The following is a 16,183-nucleotide window of genomic DNA, read 5'->3' as shown; positions in this document are numbered from 1 at the left end:
TGTCCACGCCATCAAAGGAGATCACCCCATGGCTATGAAGATCCGGCTCGCCCGCGGCGGCTCGAAAAAACGTCCCTTCTATCGCATCGTGGCCGCTGACAGCCGCATGCCCCGCGATGGGCGCTATATCGAGAAACTGGGCACCTATAACCCGCTGTTGCCGAAGGACAGCGAAGAACGTGTGAAGATGGATATGGAGCGCGTGCAGCACTGGCTGAACGAGGGTGCGCAGCCCACCGACCGCGTTTCCCGCTTTCTGGAAGCCGCCGGCGTGATCGAGAAGAAAGAGCGCGCGAACATGAAGAAGGCCGAACCCGGCAAGAAGGCCATCGAACGCGCCGAGGAGAAGGCCGCGAAAGCCGCCGCCGCCGCGGAAGCGCCGGCGGAAGAGGAGGCCCCCGCTGAAGAGGCGGTCGTGGAAGAGACCGCGGCCGAGGACACGCCTGCCGAGGAAGAAAAGGCCGAGTAATCAGGTTGCGCGCGGCCCGGCTCTTGCCGGCCGGGCCGCCGCCCCTAATCACCGGGACACCTGTATATGTTTCGCCTGATCCGTCTCGTCGCTCTGCTCCTGCTGGCCTTTCTGGCCGGTGTCCTGTTCGAGCGGAGCCACCAGCAGGGTCTGTGCGAACGCTCCGGCGGCGCATGGATGCGGGCCGGTTTCTGCGCGGAAGGTTAAGCGATGAAAGATCGGATCTGCGTCGGCGCCATCACGGGATCCTTCGGGGTCAAGGGCGAGGCGCGGGTCAAGTCCTTCTGCGCCGATCCCGCCGCGATCGGAGATTACGGCCCGCTTTCCACCGAGGATGGCAGCCGCAGCTTTACTCTCAAGATAACCCGCCCGGTCAAAACCGGCTTCGCGGTGCGGCTTTCCGGTGTGACGAACAAGGAACAGGCGGATGGGTTGCGCGGCACACGGCTTTATGCGCCACGGGAGGCACTGCCCGGCCTGCCGGACGACGAATTCTACCATGCCGACCTGATCGGGCTGACCGTTCTCGACACCGGGGGCACGGATCATGGCAAGGTCCATGCGGTTCACAATCACGGGGCGGGCGACCTTCTGGAACTGCGCCCCGAGGGCCAGAAAGGCGGCGTTCTCGTCCCCTTCACCCGGGACATCGTGCCAACGGTCGACCTGACATCCGGGCGGATCATCATCGACCCGCCGGACGGGCTTTTCGACGATCCGGAGAGCAGCGCATGACCCCGACATTCGACAAGGTTCTGGTGGTCGGCGGAACCGGCATGCTGGCGGATGCAAGCCGTTGGATCGCTGTCCATTGCAACCGCCTGACCCTGCTTGCCCGCAGGCCCGAGGCGCTTGCCAAGGAGCTTGGCGCGACGGCGGTGCCTATCGACTGGTCGGCGCCGGATGCGACAGGACGGCTTGCGGATCTGCCCAAAGATTTCGACCTTGCGGTAAGCTGGCTTCATGACGCAGCGGCATTTCTGGCCCGACCCATCGAGAATTGCCTCAAACCGGGCGGGCGGTCGATCCGCGTTCATGGCTCCCAGTCGGCCGATCCCCGGACCCGCGCGGCACGCGACCCGGACCCCCGCCCGGATGTCACCCGGCAGGTGGTGATCCTCGGCTGGCATCCCGAACCGGGAGATGGCCAGCGCTGGCTCAGCAATGCGGAGATCAGCGCCGGTGTCGTCGCGGCCATCCGCGAGCCCGTTTTCGAGGCCCTGACCATCGGAGGCGCAAGTGGCTGATGCGCCCAGATCCCATGGCCGGCTCTCGATTTCGGCCAGCGCAACGCCCCGAGATCTGCTGACGCCCACGCCGCGCCTGAAGGGCGCATGGACCGCCAGGGTGATCACCCTTTTCCCCGAGACGTTTCCCGGCGTCCTCGGGGCATCGCTGACGGGCAAGGCCTTGCAGGACGGGCTCTGGGCGCTGGAGACGCTGGATCTGCGCACTTTCGGCACGGGCAAGCACCGCAATGTGGACGACACGCCAGCAGGTGGCGGCGCGGGTCTGGTGATGCGCCCGGACGTGCTTGGCCGCGCGCTCGGCATGGCCGCGCGCGGCGCGCCGGACGATCCGGAGCGCTGGCCGCGTGTGTATCTTTCTCCGCGCGGCAAACCCTTCACCCAGAAGGAGGCGCAGCGGTTCTCGAAGACCGAGGGCATCACGCTGCTTTGCGGGCGGTTCGAAGGCGTGGACCAGCGGGTGATCGAGCATTTCCGGTTGGAGGAGATCTCCATCGGCGACTTTGTCCTCACCGGCGGAGAGATCGCGGCACAAGCCTTGATTGATGCCACGGTCCGGCTTATACCCCGCGTGCTTGGGAATCAGGCATCGACGGAGGAGGAGTCCTTCTCCGAAGGTCTGCTGGAACACCCGCATTATACGAAACCGGCCGTCTGGGAAGGCCGCGAGATACCTGAGATTCTCCTTTCAGGCCATCACGCGAAAATCGCCCGCTGGCGGAAGGCCATGGCCGAAAGGCTGACTAAGGAACGTCGCCCTGACCTCTGGCGGGCTTATCTTGCGGCGCAGGATAGGGACCCGGACGGAGACCAAGAGCTCTGAGGGGACATCACATTCGCGGGCAAACCGTGATCATATATGGAGAGTTGCGATGAATCTGATCGCACAGATCGAGGCGGAGCAAGTTGCCGCCCTCGGGGCGGATATCCCCGATTTCAAGGCCGGCGACACCGTTCGCGTCGGCTACAAGGTGACCGAGGGCACCCGCTCTCGCGTTCAGAATTACGAAGGCGTCTGCATTGCCCGCAAGAACGGCGACGGCATCTCCGGCTCCTTCACTGTCCGCAAGATCAGCTTCGGCGAAGGCGTGGAGCGGGTCTTTCCGCTGCATTCGACCAATATCGAGTCGATCACCGTGGTGCGCCGCGGACGGGTCCGTCGTGCGAAGCTCTACTATCTGCGCTCGCGCCGGGGCAAATCGGCCCGGATCGCCGAGGATTCCCACTACAAGCCCAAATCTGGCGCTGAAGCGTAAGGAGCGGCGAGATGAAAAAAGACATCCATCCCGACTATCACGTCATCGACGTCAAGATGACGAATGGCGATATCGTGCAAATGAAATCCACCTGGGGCGCGGAAGGCGACACGCTCTCGCTCGACATCGACCCTTCGGTGCATCCGGCCTGGACCGGCGGCAGTTCCCGTCTGATGGATACCGGCGGGCGCGTATCGAAGTTCAAGAAGAAATACGAAGGCCTCGGGTTCTGATCTCCAGATTCTCTTCGAAGTTCAGAAACGCCATCCCGGACCGGGGTGGCGTTTTTACGTCCGCGCGCCCGCAAAAGCCCCATCCTGGCTCATCGATGCCGAGCCGGCGCCCGAAAGTGGCCCGCAAACCATCATATATGCGCCATCCGCGGCTTTCCGCTTAACACCCGTCCAACCCTTCCCTATATTCGCGCCTCACAGGCGCCCCACCAAATGAGGGTGCATTTCACGGGTAACGCGAGGGGCTCACCGTGGCGCATATCATTGTTTTGGGGAACGAAAAGGGCGGTTCGGGCAAGTCCACGACTGCCATGCATATCGCGACCGCACTGGCGCGGATGGGGCATACGGTGGGTGCGCTGGATCTGGACCTGCGCCAGCGCAGTTTTCATCGCTATATCGAGAACCGACAGAACACCATCGCCGCGCGGGATCTGGACGTCGCCTGCCCGCTTCTGATGGAACTTCCGCAGATCAGCCCGGAGCAGCTTGGCGAAGGCGAAAACATCTATGATCGCCGCCTGTCTGCCGCAGTCGCCGATCTTGAGGGACGCTGCGATTTCATCGTGATCGATTGCCCCGGCTCCCACACCCGTTTGAGCCAGGTCGCCCACAGCCTGGCGGACACATTGGTCACGCCGATGAATGACAGTTTCGTCGATTTCGATCTGCTGGCCCGGGTCGATCCGGAGACCTACGAAATTCGCGGTCCCTCCGTCTATTCCGAAATGGTCTGGCATGCCCGCCAGCTTCGCGCCAAGGCCGGGTTGAACCCGATCGACTGGATCGTGGTGCGCAACAGGCTCGGCGCGCAGCAGATGCACAACAAACGCAAGGTTGGCGGCGCGCTCGACCGGCTGGCAAGCCGTATCGGCTTTCGCGTCGGTACGGGATTTTCGGAGCGCGTGATTTTCCGTGAATTGTTCCCCACCGGCATGACCCTTCTGGATCTGCGCGAACTGGGGGTCGAGCGGCTAAACATCTCCAATCTCGCCGCGCGGCAGGAGGTTCGGGATCTGATGGCGTGTTTGAACCTGCCCGGCGTCGAAATCGGCTTCTGAACCTCTCGCAGCACATGAAAACGGCCCCACGCGCGGCGGGGCCGTTTCCGGTTCAGGATATGGGGGTCAGACGCCGATCTGGCCGCCACCCTGTTTGGTCACCACCACGACCGACGGGCGTGGCGGCATGCCTTCGGCGAAATCGGGCCAGCGGGTGGCCGGATCTTCGAAGGTCGAATCCCGCTCGAACCCGACGAAATCGTTTGTTCCGTCCGTGCCCGGATGCTGAACCGCGAGGAAGAGCGTTTCGGAATTGTCTGCGAAATACGGCCCGCAAAGCTCCCCGCCCACGGGGCAGCGGAAGAAGAGCTTCGAGTGACCGCGCAGCTCGCCTTCGGTCTCCAAAGCATAGAGACCGTCGGATTTGCCTGTGCGGCCCCAACCCGACCCCTGGTCGGTCGAGATCCACAGACGGCCGATATCGTCCAGCGCGCAGTTGTCGGGGGAGCCGAACCACCCGCTTTCGGAGGTCTCGGGGTTCCACACCGCGCCGACCTCGGCGATGTTCGGGTCACCGCATTGCACCAGAATGTCCCAGGTGCCGGTGGTGGCCGCGTGATCGCCGCCCGCTTCGTTCATCTGCAGGATATGGCCGAAATTGCTTTCCGGGCGAGGGTTGACGGCATCCACCTGCTCCGGTGTGCGGCGCGAGTTGTTGGTCAGCATGACAAAGACGGCACCATCGCCCCGCGGCTCGATATCTTCCGGCCGGTCCATCGGCGTCGCGCCCAGAAGGTCCGCCGCCAGACGGGTGTCGATCATCACGTCTGCCTGGCTATCGAAGCCGTTTTCCGCAGTCAGCGGGCCTTCGCCATGGACAAGCGGCATCCACTCATAGCTGCCATCGTCATTGTAGCGCGCCACATAGAGCGTGCCTTCGGACAGAAGCTGCATATCCTGCGCCTTGTCGCCGGACACGGTGCCCGCGGACACGAACTTGTAGACATAGTCGAAGCGGTTGTCGTCGCCGGTATAGATCACCACCTGACCCGACGGCGCGATGGTGGACTCGGCGCCTTCGTGACGGAACCGGCCAAGCGCGGTGTGCTTGACGGGGGTGGAGGTCGGGTCCATCGGGTCGACCTCCACGATCCAGCCAAACCGGTTGGACTCGTTGGGCTCGACATCGATGTTGAACCGGTCGTGATACCTGCCCCAGGCATACCAGCGGCCCGGCACGCCATAGCGGCCCATGCTCTCGGCCTCGGCCTGCGCGGAGAGATCCGGGTCGCCGTCGCCATCGACAGTGTCGGTCCAGAAATAGCCGTGGAAGTTCTCCTCGGCCATCAGATAGGTGCCCCACGGGGTGATCCCGCCAGCGCAGTTGTTGATGGTGCCGTTCACGGCCAGGCCGGTCGGGTCCGCGCCCGTCATCATGCGCGCATGCCCGGCGGCGGGCCCGTCAATGGTCATCGGCGTGTCGGCGGTGATGCGGCGGTTGTATTCGCTGTCGAGCACGACGGACCATTTGCCGTCATCGCCTTTCACGATCTCGAAGACCGACCCGCCATGGGCGGCCATTTCGATGTTCACCAGCTCCTCGGTCATACCCTGGAACCCGTCGCGATCCTGCCGGCCGAGACCCGGGAACATCACCTCTTCATTGGTGTATTCATGGTTCACGCACAGGATACCGCGGCCGGGCTCAAGCTCCACAAAGCCCACATAGTCGTTGTTGTAGCCAAAGCGGCGCGCCTGATCTTCCGCCGACTGCCTCTGCGGATCGAATTCGGCCATGTCGGGGAAAATCGGATCGCCCCACCGGATCAGGATATCGGCGTTGTAGCCATCGGCGATGTGATGGTTCACGTCATTGCCCCATGGCAGCTCTTCAAAGACATACCGGCTGTCGGCGGCGGTTGCAGCGGCTGCGCGGCCCGGGGCCACGATGGCCGAGGTACCGAAGAGCGCGGTGGTGGCGGAGACCGCCAATGCGCCGCGCATCACGTCGCGGCGGCCATAGCGGCGGTTGATCACATCGCCGATGGTGTTTCCGAGATTGGGATTTGTCGGGATATCGTCGAAGGCTTCAAAGGCTTCGGCCTTGTTGCCGTAGTCATCACTGCTGATGATGTCGTCACGTTTCATGAAGGGCCTCCCTGTGGCGCTGAACGCAATGCTGCATGGGGAGCGGTCCCGGAGCATCCCGGACCGCGCGCGGTTGTTAGACCGCAGGATTGTAACGGGGTCGTAACAAGGTGTCCGGTTCCGGTCTCCGATGGGAGGAAACGGCAGGGCAGATACATCCCCGACAAGGCGAAGTCTGCCTCAACGCGGCGGGCCGGGGCAAATGAAGCGGGAAGAGACCCTTGGAAATATAGCGGTTTTCCGCCTGCCCGGCGGAGAGGTGCCGCCGGTGGCGGACAGCGGAAAAGCCAGGCATGGAGAGTGGTGAAGAAACATCCTATCGCGGGGAGAGCCGCGCCCTATTGCTGCCGTTCGGCGCGCCCGGAGAAACGCGCGCAACGGGATCGCTCGACCGCAGGCAGACAGGGTGACGGACCGTGGTTCACCATCGCGGGATCGCTCGGGCCTGACGTGCTGTTGCCATAAAAAAAGGCCCCGTCCATACGACGGGGCCTTTCGGATTTTTCGGAGCTCAGATCGCTCAGTTGTCGTCGCCCTTCTTCAGCGCCGCGCCCAGAATGTCTCCAAGCGATGCGCCGCTGTCGGACGAGCCAAACTGCTCGACGGCTTCTTTTTCCTCGGCGATCTCGCGCGCCTTGATCGACAGGCCCAGACGGCGGGTCTTGGCATCCACGTTGGTCACACGGGCATCGACCTTGTCACCGATCTGGAACCGTTCGGGGCGCTGCTCGGCCCGGTCACGGCTGAGGTCGCTGCGGCGGATGAAGGATTTCATGCCTTCGTACTCCACCTCGATCCCGCCATCCTCAATCGCGGTCACGGTCACCGTCACGACGGACCCGCGCTTGACCCCATCGACAACCTCGGCAAACGGGTCGCCCTCCACGGCCTTGATCGAAAGGCTGATGCGCTCCTTGTCGGTATCCACCTCGGAGACCACGGCCTGAACCACGTCCCCCTTGCGGTAGTTGCCGATCACATCCTCGCCACGACCTTCCCATGTCAGATCCGACAGGTGCACCATACCGTCGATGTCGTTGTCGAGACCCACGAACAGACCGAATTCCGTGATGTTCTTAACCTCGCCCTCGACCTGCGTGCCCACGGGGTACTGCTCTTCGAACACTTCCCAGGGGTTCCGCATGGTCTGCTTCAGGCCAAGTGACACGCGGCGTTTCGCGGTGTCGATTTCCAGCACCATCACTTCGACTTCCTGAGAGGTCGACACGATCTTGCCGGGATGCACGTTCTTCTTGGTCCAGGACATCTCGGAGACGTGAACCAGACCTTCGACACCAGGCTCCAGTTCCACGAAGGCACCGTAATCGGTGATGTTGGTCACGCGACCGGTATGGGTGCTGTCGAGCGGATACTTGCTCTCGACCGAATCCCACGGATCGTCCTGCAGCTGCTTCATGCCGAGGCTGATACGATGGGTTTCCTTGTTGACCTTGATGACCTGCACCTTGACGGTTTCGCCGATGGACAGAACCTCTTTGGGATCGTTCACGCGGCGCCACGCCATGTCGGTGACATGAAGAAGGCCGTCCACACCGCCAAGGTCCACGAAGGCCCCGTATTCGGTGATGTTCTTGACCACGCCGTCGACCACGTCGCCCTCGGCCAGCTTGCCGATGACCTCGGCGCGCTGCTCGGCACGGCTCTCTTCAAGGATCGCACGGCGGGAGACGACGATGTTGCCCCGGCGACGGTCCATCTTGAGGATCTGGAACGGCTGCTTGAGGCCCATCAGCGGACCCGCGTCGCGCACCGGGCGGACATCGACCTGAGAGCCGGGCAGGAACGCAACCGCGCCGCCCAGATCCACGGTGAACCCACCCTTGACCCGGCCGAAGATCGCGCCGTCGACGCGGTTTTCATCGGCATAGGCTTTTTCCAGGCGGTCCCACGCGGCCTCGCGGCGGGCCATTTCATGGGACAGCACGGCCTCGCCCCGGGCGTTTTCGACATTGCGAAGGTAAACCTCCACCTCGTCGCCCACGCTGATCTCGGGCGCCTCGCCGGGATTTGCGAATTCCTTCAGATCGACGCGACCTTCCATCTTGTAGCCGACATCGATGATGGCCTGGCCCGCCTCGACGGCGATGACCTTGCCTTTGACAACGCTGCCCTCTTCGGGCGTGTCAATTTCGTAGCTTTCGTTCAGGAGGGCTTCGAATTCCTCCATAGTTGCTTTAGCGCACATGCGTTTTAACGTTCCTTATCAGGGTTTTATCTGGCCGCGCGGTTGTCTCCGCCGGTCTTTGGGGTTGGTCTTTGACACGCATTGCCGGAAAACGATCAGGGCCGGGGGAGACCCGACCCTGCTCGATCCGCGGCGTTGCCCGCCGACTTGACGCGGCTGCTATACCCCGGCGGGCCCTTGCTGGCAAGGGCTTCGGCACAATTGGCGGATGGCGTTTCCCGGCATCTAGAGCGGTTGACCGCGCTGCATCAGATCCTCCAGCAGATCGCGGTAGATCCCGGGGCTGTCGCCGCGTCCGAAGATCCGCGAGCCGCTGGTGTAAAGCGTGCCATAGCTCCGCGCCAGATTGACCGTCTGAGCAATCCCCTCGATCAGCTGCGCGCCGTGCAGCTCGGCCAGAGGGTGCACATAGACGGCCCAGAGACGCCCCTGCCCGATGGCATAGCGCGCATCGAGTGCGGTATCGAAATTGGCCTGCATCACGCGGGTCAGTTCGGCTTCGCTCAGCGCGTCGGCCGAGGCCACGGGCACCATGGCGCGCATCCGGTTGGCGGCCTGATCCATAACCACCAGAACCGGAATATCCTCGATGGTCAGCTCCACTCCCTGACCCGAGGCCGCCGCATCCGGATCCAGCGCCAGCAGAATCGCGGCCACCCTCTCGGGTGTCATCGGTGGGTCGGCCTGCTGCGCGGCAAGCGGCGTCGCGGCCAGGACAGCAGCAAGGAAAAAGGCGTGGATCGGCATCGGACATACTCCTTCCGGAACGAGGTCGCGCCCAGACTAGACCCTCCGGCCCACACGCCCAAACCACGCTTTGGTGACCGGCCAGAGCCGCCTGAGGCTGAGGTAATTTCCGGCGCCCGACCCGATGGCCCGGGCCGCCCGTCATCGACCATAGGTTTTGGAAACCTAGATCACCGCCACCTCGCCCGGCTCCAAGCTGAGCGGAAACAGGCTCGACCGGGTCCAGTCGATTGCCGCCTGCATCCAGTTCAGATCCGCGGCGACCGGAGGCTCGACGCTGGAACTGGTCCTGATCTTTGCCGTCTCCACGCCATCGACGAGGATACTCGTGGGCGCGCAACTCGTCCGTGTAACCCCCCCCTGGAGACGATCAGCCGCGCCTCCGCGCTTATCGCGCCTCTTCGACGGTGGCGATCGCCCGGGCGACCGCCGCCTCGATACTCAGATCCGAGGTATCCAGAACCACTGCATCGGAGGCGGCCACCAACGGAGCTTCCACCCGCTCGCTGTCACGCGCATCGCGTTCGCGCACATCGGCGAGCACCGTCTCGAAATCCGTGTCCAGCCCCCTGCCGACCAGCTCCGCCAGACGCCGCTCCGCCCGCACCTCCGCGCTGGCGGTGACAAACAGCTTCACCCGCGCGTCCGGGCAGATCACCGTGCCGACATCCCGCCCGTCCAGAACTGCGCCGCCTGCACGGGTGGCAAAGGCGCGCTGAAAATCCACAAGCGCCGCACGCACTTCGGGGATCACAGCCACCTTGCTGGCGGCCCGTGCTACATCCGGGCCGCGCAGGTCGTCGCCCTCCAGATCCGCGGCGCGCAAGCGTCCCGCGGCCCCGACCGGGTCCTCACCATGCAGCATCCGCCGTCCCACCGCGCGGTACAGCAATCCGGTATCGAGATGTGCAAAGCCGAAATGCTGTGCGACGGCGCGGCTGATCGTGCCCTTGCCCGCGGCCGCCGGGCCGTCGATCGCAACGGTGAAACTCATGGTATCACCTGTGTCGTCAGTGACGGATCGTCCTGCGGCGCCTGCGGCAGCCCGTCTGTGATCTCGTAATAGGCGCCCTTCTCGGCGCAGAAGATATGTCCCGCCAGCCGGATGCCCGGATCTCCGTCCAGCGTGCCTGCGAAAATCGACAGATGGCTGCCCGGCCCGTCCCAGAACAGGTTTGATCCGCAGATGCCGCAAAACCCCCGCCGCGCCGTGTCAGAGGAGGCGTACCAGGTCACGCGCCCCTCTATCTCCACATGCTCGCGCGGCGCGGAGGTCGCGGCCACATGATGCCCGCTCGACTTGCGGCATTGCCCGCAATGGCAGGCGATCACCGGGCGCAGCGGCGAGGAGACGACGTAGCGGACCGCGCCGCAAAGACAGGATCCGGTACTCATCGGTTGCTCCGTTCGATGCGCGCGCCAAGCCCCGCCATCAGCGTCCCGAAGATCGGAAAGCTGGTCGCGATCGGGCCCGCATCATCGACCCGCACCGCCTTTTTCGCCGCCATCCCGAGAGAGAGAAAGGACATGGCAATCCGGTGATCCAGATGGCTCGCGGTCATCCCGCCGCCAGGCACCCCGCCCGGCCCCATGCCGCTCACGGCCCACCAATCCGGCCCATCCTCCACCGTCACGCCGTTGGCGCGCAGTCCGGTGGCCATCGCCGCGATCCGGTCGCTCTCCTTCACGCGCAGCTCCCGGACACCGCGCATCATCGTCCGCCCCTCGGCGAAGGCCGCCACGACGGACAGGATCGGGTATTCATCGATCATGCTGGCCGCACGCTCCGGCGGCACCTCGATGCCTTTCATATCCGGGGAGTAGCGCGCCCTGAGATCGGCCACCGGCTCCCCGCCCTCCTCGCGCATGTTCTCATAGGTCAGATCGGCCCCCATGTCGCGCAAGGTCTCGTAAAGTCCCGCCCGGGTCGGGTTCAGTCCGATGCCCGGCACCAGGACGTCGGAGCCTTCGCAGATCAGCGCCGCACAGACCGGGAAGGCGGCGCTGGACGGATCGCGCGGCACGTCGATCGCCTGCGGGCGCAGTTCGGGCTGCCCAGTAAGAGTGATCACCCTGCCCGCCTCTGTCATCTCGGTCGCGATGTCCGCACCGAACCCGGCCAGCATGCGCTCGGTATGGTCCCGCGTCGCCTCCGCCTCGATCACCACGGTCTGGCCAGGCGCATTCAACCCGGCCAGAAGCACCGCTGATTTCACCTGCGCCGAGGGCACCGGCACAGTGTAGCGAACCGGAACCGGCTCCGCCGCGCCTGTCAGCGTCATCGGCAGGCGGCCGCCGGAACGCCCCATGACCTGCGTACCGAACAGCGCCAGCGGGTCCGTGACCCGCGCCATCGGCCGCCCATTCAGGCTGGCGTCGCCCGTGAAGGTGGCCGCAATCGGTGAGGTCGCCATCGCCCCCATGATCAGCCGCACACCGGTGCCGGAGTTGCCGCAATCGATCACCTGCTCGGGCTCCGCAAAACCGCCGACGCCTACCCCGAAGACGGACCATTCCCCCGGCCCATGCTGCTCAACCCCGGCACCGAAGGCCCGCATCGCGCGGGCCGTGTCCAGCACGTCCTGACCTTCCAGCAATCCGGTGATCCGCGTCTCGCCGACGGCCATCGCCCCCAGAATGAGCGCACGGTGGGAGATCGACTTGTCGCCCGGCACCTCCGCAACGCCGCGCAACGCCTCCGCTCTGCGGGAGGTCATCGGAACCGGATCGCCATGGCCAGACATCAAGGTCACCTCATCTTCAGTCGCCCGCGGTGATAAACCGCCCCATCGGTGCGGTCCACACCCCTTCTGTGCGTTCAGGAACGCCACCCGGACACGGCGCGGCAGGGCGCGCGCGCCCGGATAACTCTGGCCAATGGTCAGGGCGGCGGCCTCTAGTTTTTCCGGAAACTCAGGTAATGCGGCACCCGGCCCGCGCGCAACGCCTTCTGCTCGTACCGGGTCGCAATCCAATCCTCCCACGGGGTGCGCCAGTCCCGCGGCCCCTCGGCCAGCCAATCAAACCCGGCCTTGGGCACTTCCATCAGGGTCTGACGCACGTAATCGGGAATATCCGTCGCCACCCGGAACTCGGCCCCCCGTTTCAGAACCCGCGCCAGCGGGGCGAGATGCTCCGCCGTCACGAACCGCCGGCGGTGATGGCGGGTCTTGGGCCATGGGTCGGGATAGAGCAGGAATGCCTTCGACACGGCATCGTCTTCAAGCACGTCGAAGAGGTCGCGCACATCGCCGGGATGGACCTTCAGATTTTCCACACCCGCGGCGCGGATCTTCCCCAACAGCATCGCGACGCCGTTGATGTAGGGTTCGCAGCCGATGATGCCCACATCCGGGTTCGCCGCCGCCTGATGCACCATGTGTTCGCCACCGCCAAAACCCACTTCGAGCCAGACCTCCCGCCCGCCGAACAGCGCCTCCAGATCGAGCGGCCGGCGTTCGGGGTTCGTCTCCCAATCCACCGGACCGGGCGATAGCGCCGCCAGATCCTCCTTCAGATACCGCGCCTGGCTGCTTTTCAGATGCTGGCCCTTGCGGCGGCCATAGAAGTTTCGCGCCGGGCGGCGGGCCGCGTCGGTCACCGCCTTCTCCATCACCGCGACGGGCAGGGCCAGTCCGCCCCGGCTGACATGGGTGCTGCGCCCGATCACCCGATAGCCAAGTGCGCGACATGCCGCCTGCCCGGCGGGGCCCGCCTTCAACTCGATCCGTGTCGCACCGCCGTCGAAAAGCCGCGCCTCGACCAGTTCGGTCAGCCGCCGGGCGATGCCACGGTTCTGAAAGGCCGGGTCCACATAAAGGCCCACAATCTCGGCATCGGGCGAACCGGTGCGGTAGCTGCAAAATCCCGCAATGGCCCCGTCAATCTCGGCCAGAGCAAACGCCTCGCCCGCCGCACAGGCCCGCAGATAGCTGTCGGGGGCGATCCCGGCCGCCCAGCTTTCGCGCTGCTCCGGCGCCAGAATATCGTCGGGGACGGCTGCGATCGCCCGGCGATGCAATTCGGCAAGGGCGGGGGCGTCTTCGGCAAGACCTGCGCGCAACACCTCCGTCATCCGAGTGACCCTTATCTCAAACGGCCGCTTTCAGCGCCTCGACCAGATCGGTCCGTTCCCAGCTGAACCCGCCATCGGCATCCGGCGCGCGGCCGAAATGGCCATAGGCCGCCGTCCGCTGATAGATCGGCCTGTTGAGTTGCAAATGTGTCCGGATACCGCGCGGCGTCAAATCCATGATCTGCGCCACGGCAGCCTCGATCTGGCTTTCATGAACCTTGCCGGAGCCGTGGGTGTCGGCATAGATCGACAGCGGTTTGGCCACCCCGATCGCATAGCTGAGCTGTATCGTGCAGCGATGGGCCAAGCCGGCCGCGACCACGTTCTTGGCCAGATAGCGGGCCGCGTAAGCCGCCGAACGGTCCACCTTGGTCGGGTCCTTGCCGGAAAACGCGCCGCCGCCATGGGGGGCCGCACCGCCATAGGTGTCGACGATGATCTTGCGCCCCGTCAGACCGGCATCGCCATCGGGGCCACCGATCACGAATTTGCCCGTGGGGTTCACCCACCATTCGGTGTTCCCGTTCAGCCAGCCGTCGGGCAGTTCTGCGCGGATATAGGGCTCCACGATCGCGCGCACATCTTCGCTGGTGAGGGTTTCATCCAGATGCTGGGTCGACAGCACCACGGAGGTCACCTCCACCGGCATGCCATCTTCATAGCGCACGGTCAGCTGGCTCTTGGCATCGGGGCCAAGCGCGGGCTCGGCGCCGGATTTCCGAGCCTCGGCCAGACGGCGCAGGATGCAATGGGCATAGTGGATCGGGGCGGGCATCAGCTCGGGCGTCTCAGCCACCGCATGGCCGAACATGATCCCCTGATCGCCGGCGCCTTCGTCCTTGTTGCCGGACGCATCGACGCCTTGGGCGATATGGGCCGATTGCTCGTGCAGCAGGTTCGTCACCTCGACCGTCTCGTGGTGAAACTTCTCCTGCTCATAACCGATATCGCGAATGCACTCGCGCGCGATGTCCTCGATCCGCTCCATGTAATCGTGAAGCTTGTCCTGATCGCTCAATCCCACCTCTCCGCCGATCACCACCCGGTTGGTGGTGGCGAAGGTCTCGCAGGCGACCCGCGCTTCAGGCTCCTCGGTGATCAGCGCGTCCAGAACCGCGTCCGAAATGCGGTCACACACCTTGTCCGGATGGCCCTCCGAGACGGATTCAGAGGTGAAGGAGAAGTTCTGTCGCGACATGGGGAATGCTCCATTGAATATGTCTTTCCCCACGCCAGGAAGCCGTTGTGGGGACTTGATCGGCATGCCTTACGCCCAAGTGCGGCGGGGTTCAATGCCTGTTGACGCGGCGTCTTGCAGCAACGGCGAAAAGCGCGACCAGGATAACCAGAAACACGGGCCAGTCGCCGGTACGGGCATAGAGCGTCGGCGGCAATGCAGGCGGCAAAGCGACATCCAGCGCCCCCGCCACGCCCAGGGGCAGGCTGTCCAGCACCCGGCCGCGGGCATCTATCACCGCAGAGATGCCGGTATTGGCCGCGCGGACCAGCGGCAGCCCCTGCTCCGCCGCGCGCAACCGGGCCAGCGCAAGATGCTGATAGGGGCCGGAAAACTGTCCGAACCAGGCGTCATTGGTGATATGCACCATCCAGTCAGGGCGATCTATCCGGCGGATATAACCCGGAAAAATCGCCTCGTAACAGATCATCGCGAAGGCCTGTCCAAGGCCCCCGAGGTCCAACGCCTCCGGCCCTGGCCCGGGGCGGTAGCCGGTCTGCAGGGCGGCGGCCAGCCCGTCGACGCCGAGGCGCGACAGCAGATCGCCGAAGGGCATGTACTCGCCGAAGGGCACCAGATGGTGTTTGTCGTAGATCGCGGCGATCTCACCGGTTTCATCCAGCAGCGCCAGGGAATTGCGCCCCGTGACTCCCTCCAGTCGCTGCGCGCCGAGGATCACCGGAACCGGGCCCGCCGCCTGCGAGATAACGGCGCGCCAGTCTTCGGACTGGTTGAGAAGTGCGGCCAGCGACGTTTCCGGCCATATGACAACGGCCGGCGGACGGCCATCAAGCTGCGTCGGCTCGGCGGTCAGGTCCACGGCGCGGGCGAAGAAAACCGGGATCATGTCCGGCTGCCATTTCAGATGTTGCGCGGCATTCGGCTGCACCAGACGCAGGACCGGAGCATCGGGCGCGGCATCGGGCGCGGGCGAAACCGTCAGTGCAAGACCGACCAGCCCCGCATGAATGCCCGGCACGATCAAAACCCACCAGCTCGCCCGCAGCACCCCCACCGCGATCAGGGCCGCCGCCGCGACGGTGTAAAACGTCATGCCGTAGGGGCCCACAAATGCGGCCAGCGGCAACAGGCTCGTATCGATCCAGATATGGCCAGGTTGAGCCCATGGAAACCCGGTCAGCACCGTTCCCCGCGCATATTCGGCCGCGGTCAGAAGCGCCGTCAAAAGCAAGGCTCGTTGGCCCGGTGCGGTCGCCAGCCGCACCGCCAGCGCCGATGGCAGAGCCCAAAAAAGCGCCAGCCCGACGGCCAGAAACAGCAAGGCGAAAGGTGCCATCCAGCCGTGGCGGAGCGGGTCCACAAGAAAAGGCTCGACGATCCAATGCAGGGAAACGGCGAAGTACCCCGCCCCGCCGCTCAAACCGAGCCAGAAACCGCGCCGCGCCGTATCGGCGCGAAGCACCAGCACCACCAGACCGGCAAGACCGATGACCGCCAGCAGCGAAAGATCGAAAGGCGCCTGCCCCAGTCCGCCGACCGCCCCGGCGGTCATGGCCAGAGCCAGACCCTGGCGGACGGAGCGGGCCGCCAGCCACTCGGACAC

Annotated in this window: 18 protein-coding genes, 1 pseudogene and 1 riboswitch; of the genes and pseudogenes, 8 read left to right on the top strand and 11 right to left on the bottom strand. The window is 64.8% G+C overall.

The features are described from left to right. Positions 1-28 precede the first annotated feature (28 nt). From rpsP to D9R08_RS03465, 8 genes are all read left to right on the top strand, one after another. Complete coding sequence (gene rpsP, locus D9R08_RS03495) at positions 29-469, top strand: 30S ribosomal protein S16 (RefSeq protein ID WP_121896580.1); 441 nt, start codon at positions 29-31, stop codon at positions 467-469. Positions 470-535: 66 nt separating this feature from the next. Beyond that, on the top strand, positions 536-676 hold the full coding sequence (locus D9R08_RS19195) for a hypothetical protein (RefSeq protein ID WP_199709218.1): 141 nt from the start codon (positions 536-538) through the stop codon (positions 674-676). 3 nt (positions 677-679) lie between these two features. After that, positions 680-1,204: a ribosome maturation factor RimM gene (gene rimM / locus D9R08_RS03490; RefSeq protein ID WP_121896579.1), complete on the top strand. Its 525-nt coding sequence runs from the start codon at positions 680-682 to the stop codon at positions 1,202-1,204. Then, positions 1,201-1,716 (top strand): Rossmann-fold NAD(P)-binding domain-containing protein, encoded by a 516-nt coding sequence (locus tag D9R08_RS03485; RefSeq protein WP_121896578.1) that lies wholly within the window; start codon positions 1,201-1,203, stop codon positions 1,714-1,716. The genes rimM and D9R08_RS03485 overlap by 4 nt, the downstream gene beginning before the upstream one ends. Beyond that, entirely contained in the window at positions 1,709-2,539 is an 831-nt protein-coding gene (gene trmD / locus D9R08_RS03480) for a tRNA (guanosine(37)-N1)-methyltransferase TrmD (RefSeq protein ID WP_121896577.1), read from the top strand. The genes D9R08_RS03485 and trmD overlap by 8 nt, the downstream gene beginning before the upstream one ends. A 49-nt stretch (positions 2,540-2,588) precedes the next feature. Further along, positions 2,589-2,972: a 50S ribosomal protein L19 gene (gene rplS / locus D9R08_RS03475; protein WP_121896576.1), complete on the top strand. Its 384-nt coding sequence runs from the start codon at positions 2,589-2,591 to the stop codon at positions 2,970-2,972. 11 nt (positions 2,973-2,983) lie between these two features. Then, on the top strand, positions 2,984-3,205 hold the full coding sequence (gene rpmE / locus D9R08_RS03470) for a 50S ribosomal protein L31 (protein ID WP_121896575.1): 222 nt from the start codon (positions 2,984-2,986) through the stop codon (positions 3,203-3,205). A 251-nt stretch (positions 3,206-3,456) separates the two neighbouring features. Then, positions 3,457-4,266, top strand: coding sequence for a division plane positioning ATPase MipZ (locus D9R08_RS03465; RefSeq protein ID WP_121896574.1), 810 nt, complete (start codon positions 3,457-3,459; stop codon positions 4,264-4,266). A 66-nt stretch (positions 4,267-4,332) separates the two neighbouring features. On the opposite strand, the gene D9R08_RS03460 is transcribed toward D9R08_RS03465, so the two are convergent. The 11 genes and pseudogenes from D9R08_RS03460 to lnt all read right to left on the bottom strand — a co-directional run bounded on the left by D9R08_RS03460 (position 4,333) and on the right by lnt (position 16,183). Further along, positions 4,333-6,354 (bottom strand): PhoX family protein, encoded by a 2,022-nt coding sequence (locus D9R08_RS03460; RefSeq protein ID WP_121896573.1) that lies wholly within the window; start codon positions 6,352-6,354, stop codon positions 4,333-4,335. Positions 6,355-6,874: 520 nt separating this feature from the next. After that, a complete protein-coding gene (gene rpsA / locus D9R08_RS03455) occupies positions 6,875-8,560 on the bottom strand; it encodes a 30S ribosomal protein S1 (protein WP_121896572.1) in 1,686 nt (561 codons plus the stop codon). A gap of 225 nt (positions 8,561-8,785) precedes the next feature. Beyond that, complete coding sequence (locus D9R08_RS03450) at positions 8,786-9,307, bottom strand: type III secretion system chaperone (protein WP_121896571.1); 522 nt, start codon at positions 9,305-9,307, stop codon at positions 8,786-8,788. 165 nt (positions 9,308-9,472) lie between these two features. Then, on the bottom strand, positions 9,473-9,616 hold the full coding sequence (locus D9R08_RS19050) for a hypothetical protein (RefSeq protein WP_158598918.1): 144 nt from the start codon (positions 9,614-9,616) through the stop codon (positions 9,473-9,475). A 79-nt stretch (positions 9,617-9,695) separates the two neighbouring features. Continuing rightward, on the bottom strand, positions 9,696-10,301 hold the full coding sequence (locus D9R08_RS03445; RefSeq protein WP_121896570.1) for a (d)CMP kinase: 606 nt from the start codon (positions 10,299-10,301) through the stop codon (positions 9,696-9,698). Beyond that, positions 10,298-10,702, bottom strand: coding sequence for a GFA family protein (locus D9R08_RS03440; RefSeq protein WP_121896569.1), 405 nt, complete (start codon positions 10,700-10,702; stop codon positions 10,298-10,300). Before D9R08_RS03440 ends, D9R08_RS03445 begins: the two co-directional genes overlap by 4 nt. Then, positions 10,699-12,051, bottom strand: a complete 1,353-nt coding sequence (gene aroA / locus D9R08_RS03435) for a 3-phosphoshikimate 1-carboxyvinyltransferase (protein WP_121896568.1) — start codon at positions 12,049-12,051, stop codon at positions 10,699-10,701. Before aroA ends, D9R08_RS03440 begins: the two co-directional genes overlap by 4 nt. Before the next feature lie 152 nt (positions 12,052-12,203). Then, a complete protein-coding gene (gene trmB / locus D9R08_RS19345; RefSeq protein ID WP_233557247.1) occupies positions 12,204-12,920 on the bottom strand; it encodes a tRNA (guanine(46)-N(7))-methyltransferase TrmB in 717 nt (238 codons plus the stop codon). A gap of 48 nt (positions 12,921-12,968) precedes the next feature. Continuing rightward, a pseudogene (locus D9R08_RS19340) lies at positions 12,969-13,382 on the bottom strand (N-acetyltransferase family protein); the annotation flags it as partial. Between the two features lie 16 nt (positions 13,383-13,398). Continuing rightward, complete coding sequence (metK, locus tag D9R08_RS03425) at positions 13,399-14,580, bottom strand: methionine adenosyltransferase (protein WP_121896566.1); 1,182 nt, start codon at positions 14,578-14,580, stop codon at positions 13,399-13,401. 6 nt (positions 14,581-14,586) lie between these two features. Next, positions 14,587-14,637: riboswitch (SAM-SAH riboswitch) on the bottom strand. 34 nt (positions 14,638-14,671) lie between these two features. Next, positions 14,672-16,183, bottom strand: coding sequence for an apolipoprotein N-acyltransferase (gene lnt, locus D9R08_RS03420; protein ID WP_233557202.1), 1,512 nt, complete (start codon positions 16,181-16,183; stop codon positions 14,672-14,674).

The organism is Rhodophyticola porphyridii (assembly GCF_003688285.1).
Lineage (GTDB): Bacteria > Pseudomonadota > Alphaproteobacteria > Rhodobacterales > Rhodobacteraceae > Rhodophyticola > Rhodophyticola porphyridii.
Note: the sequence above shows the minus strand (reverse complement) of the source record. Positions and strands in the feature narration are given on the sequence as shown.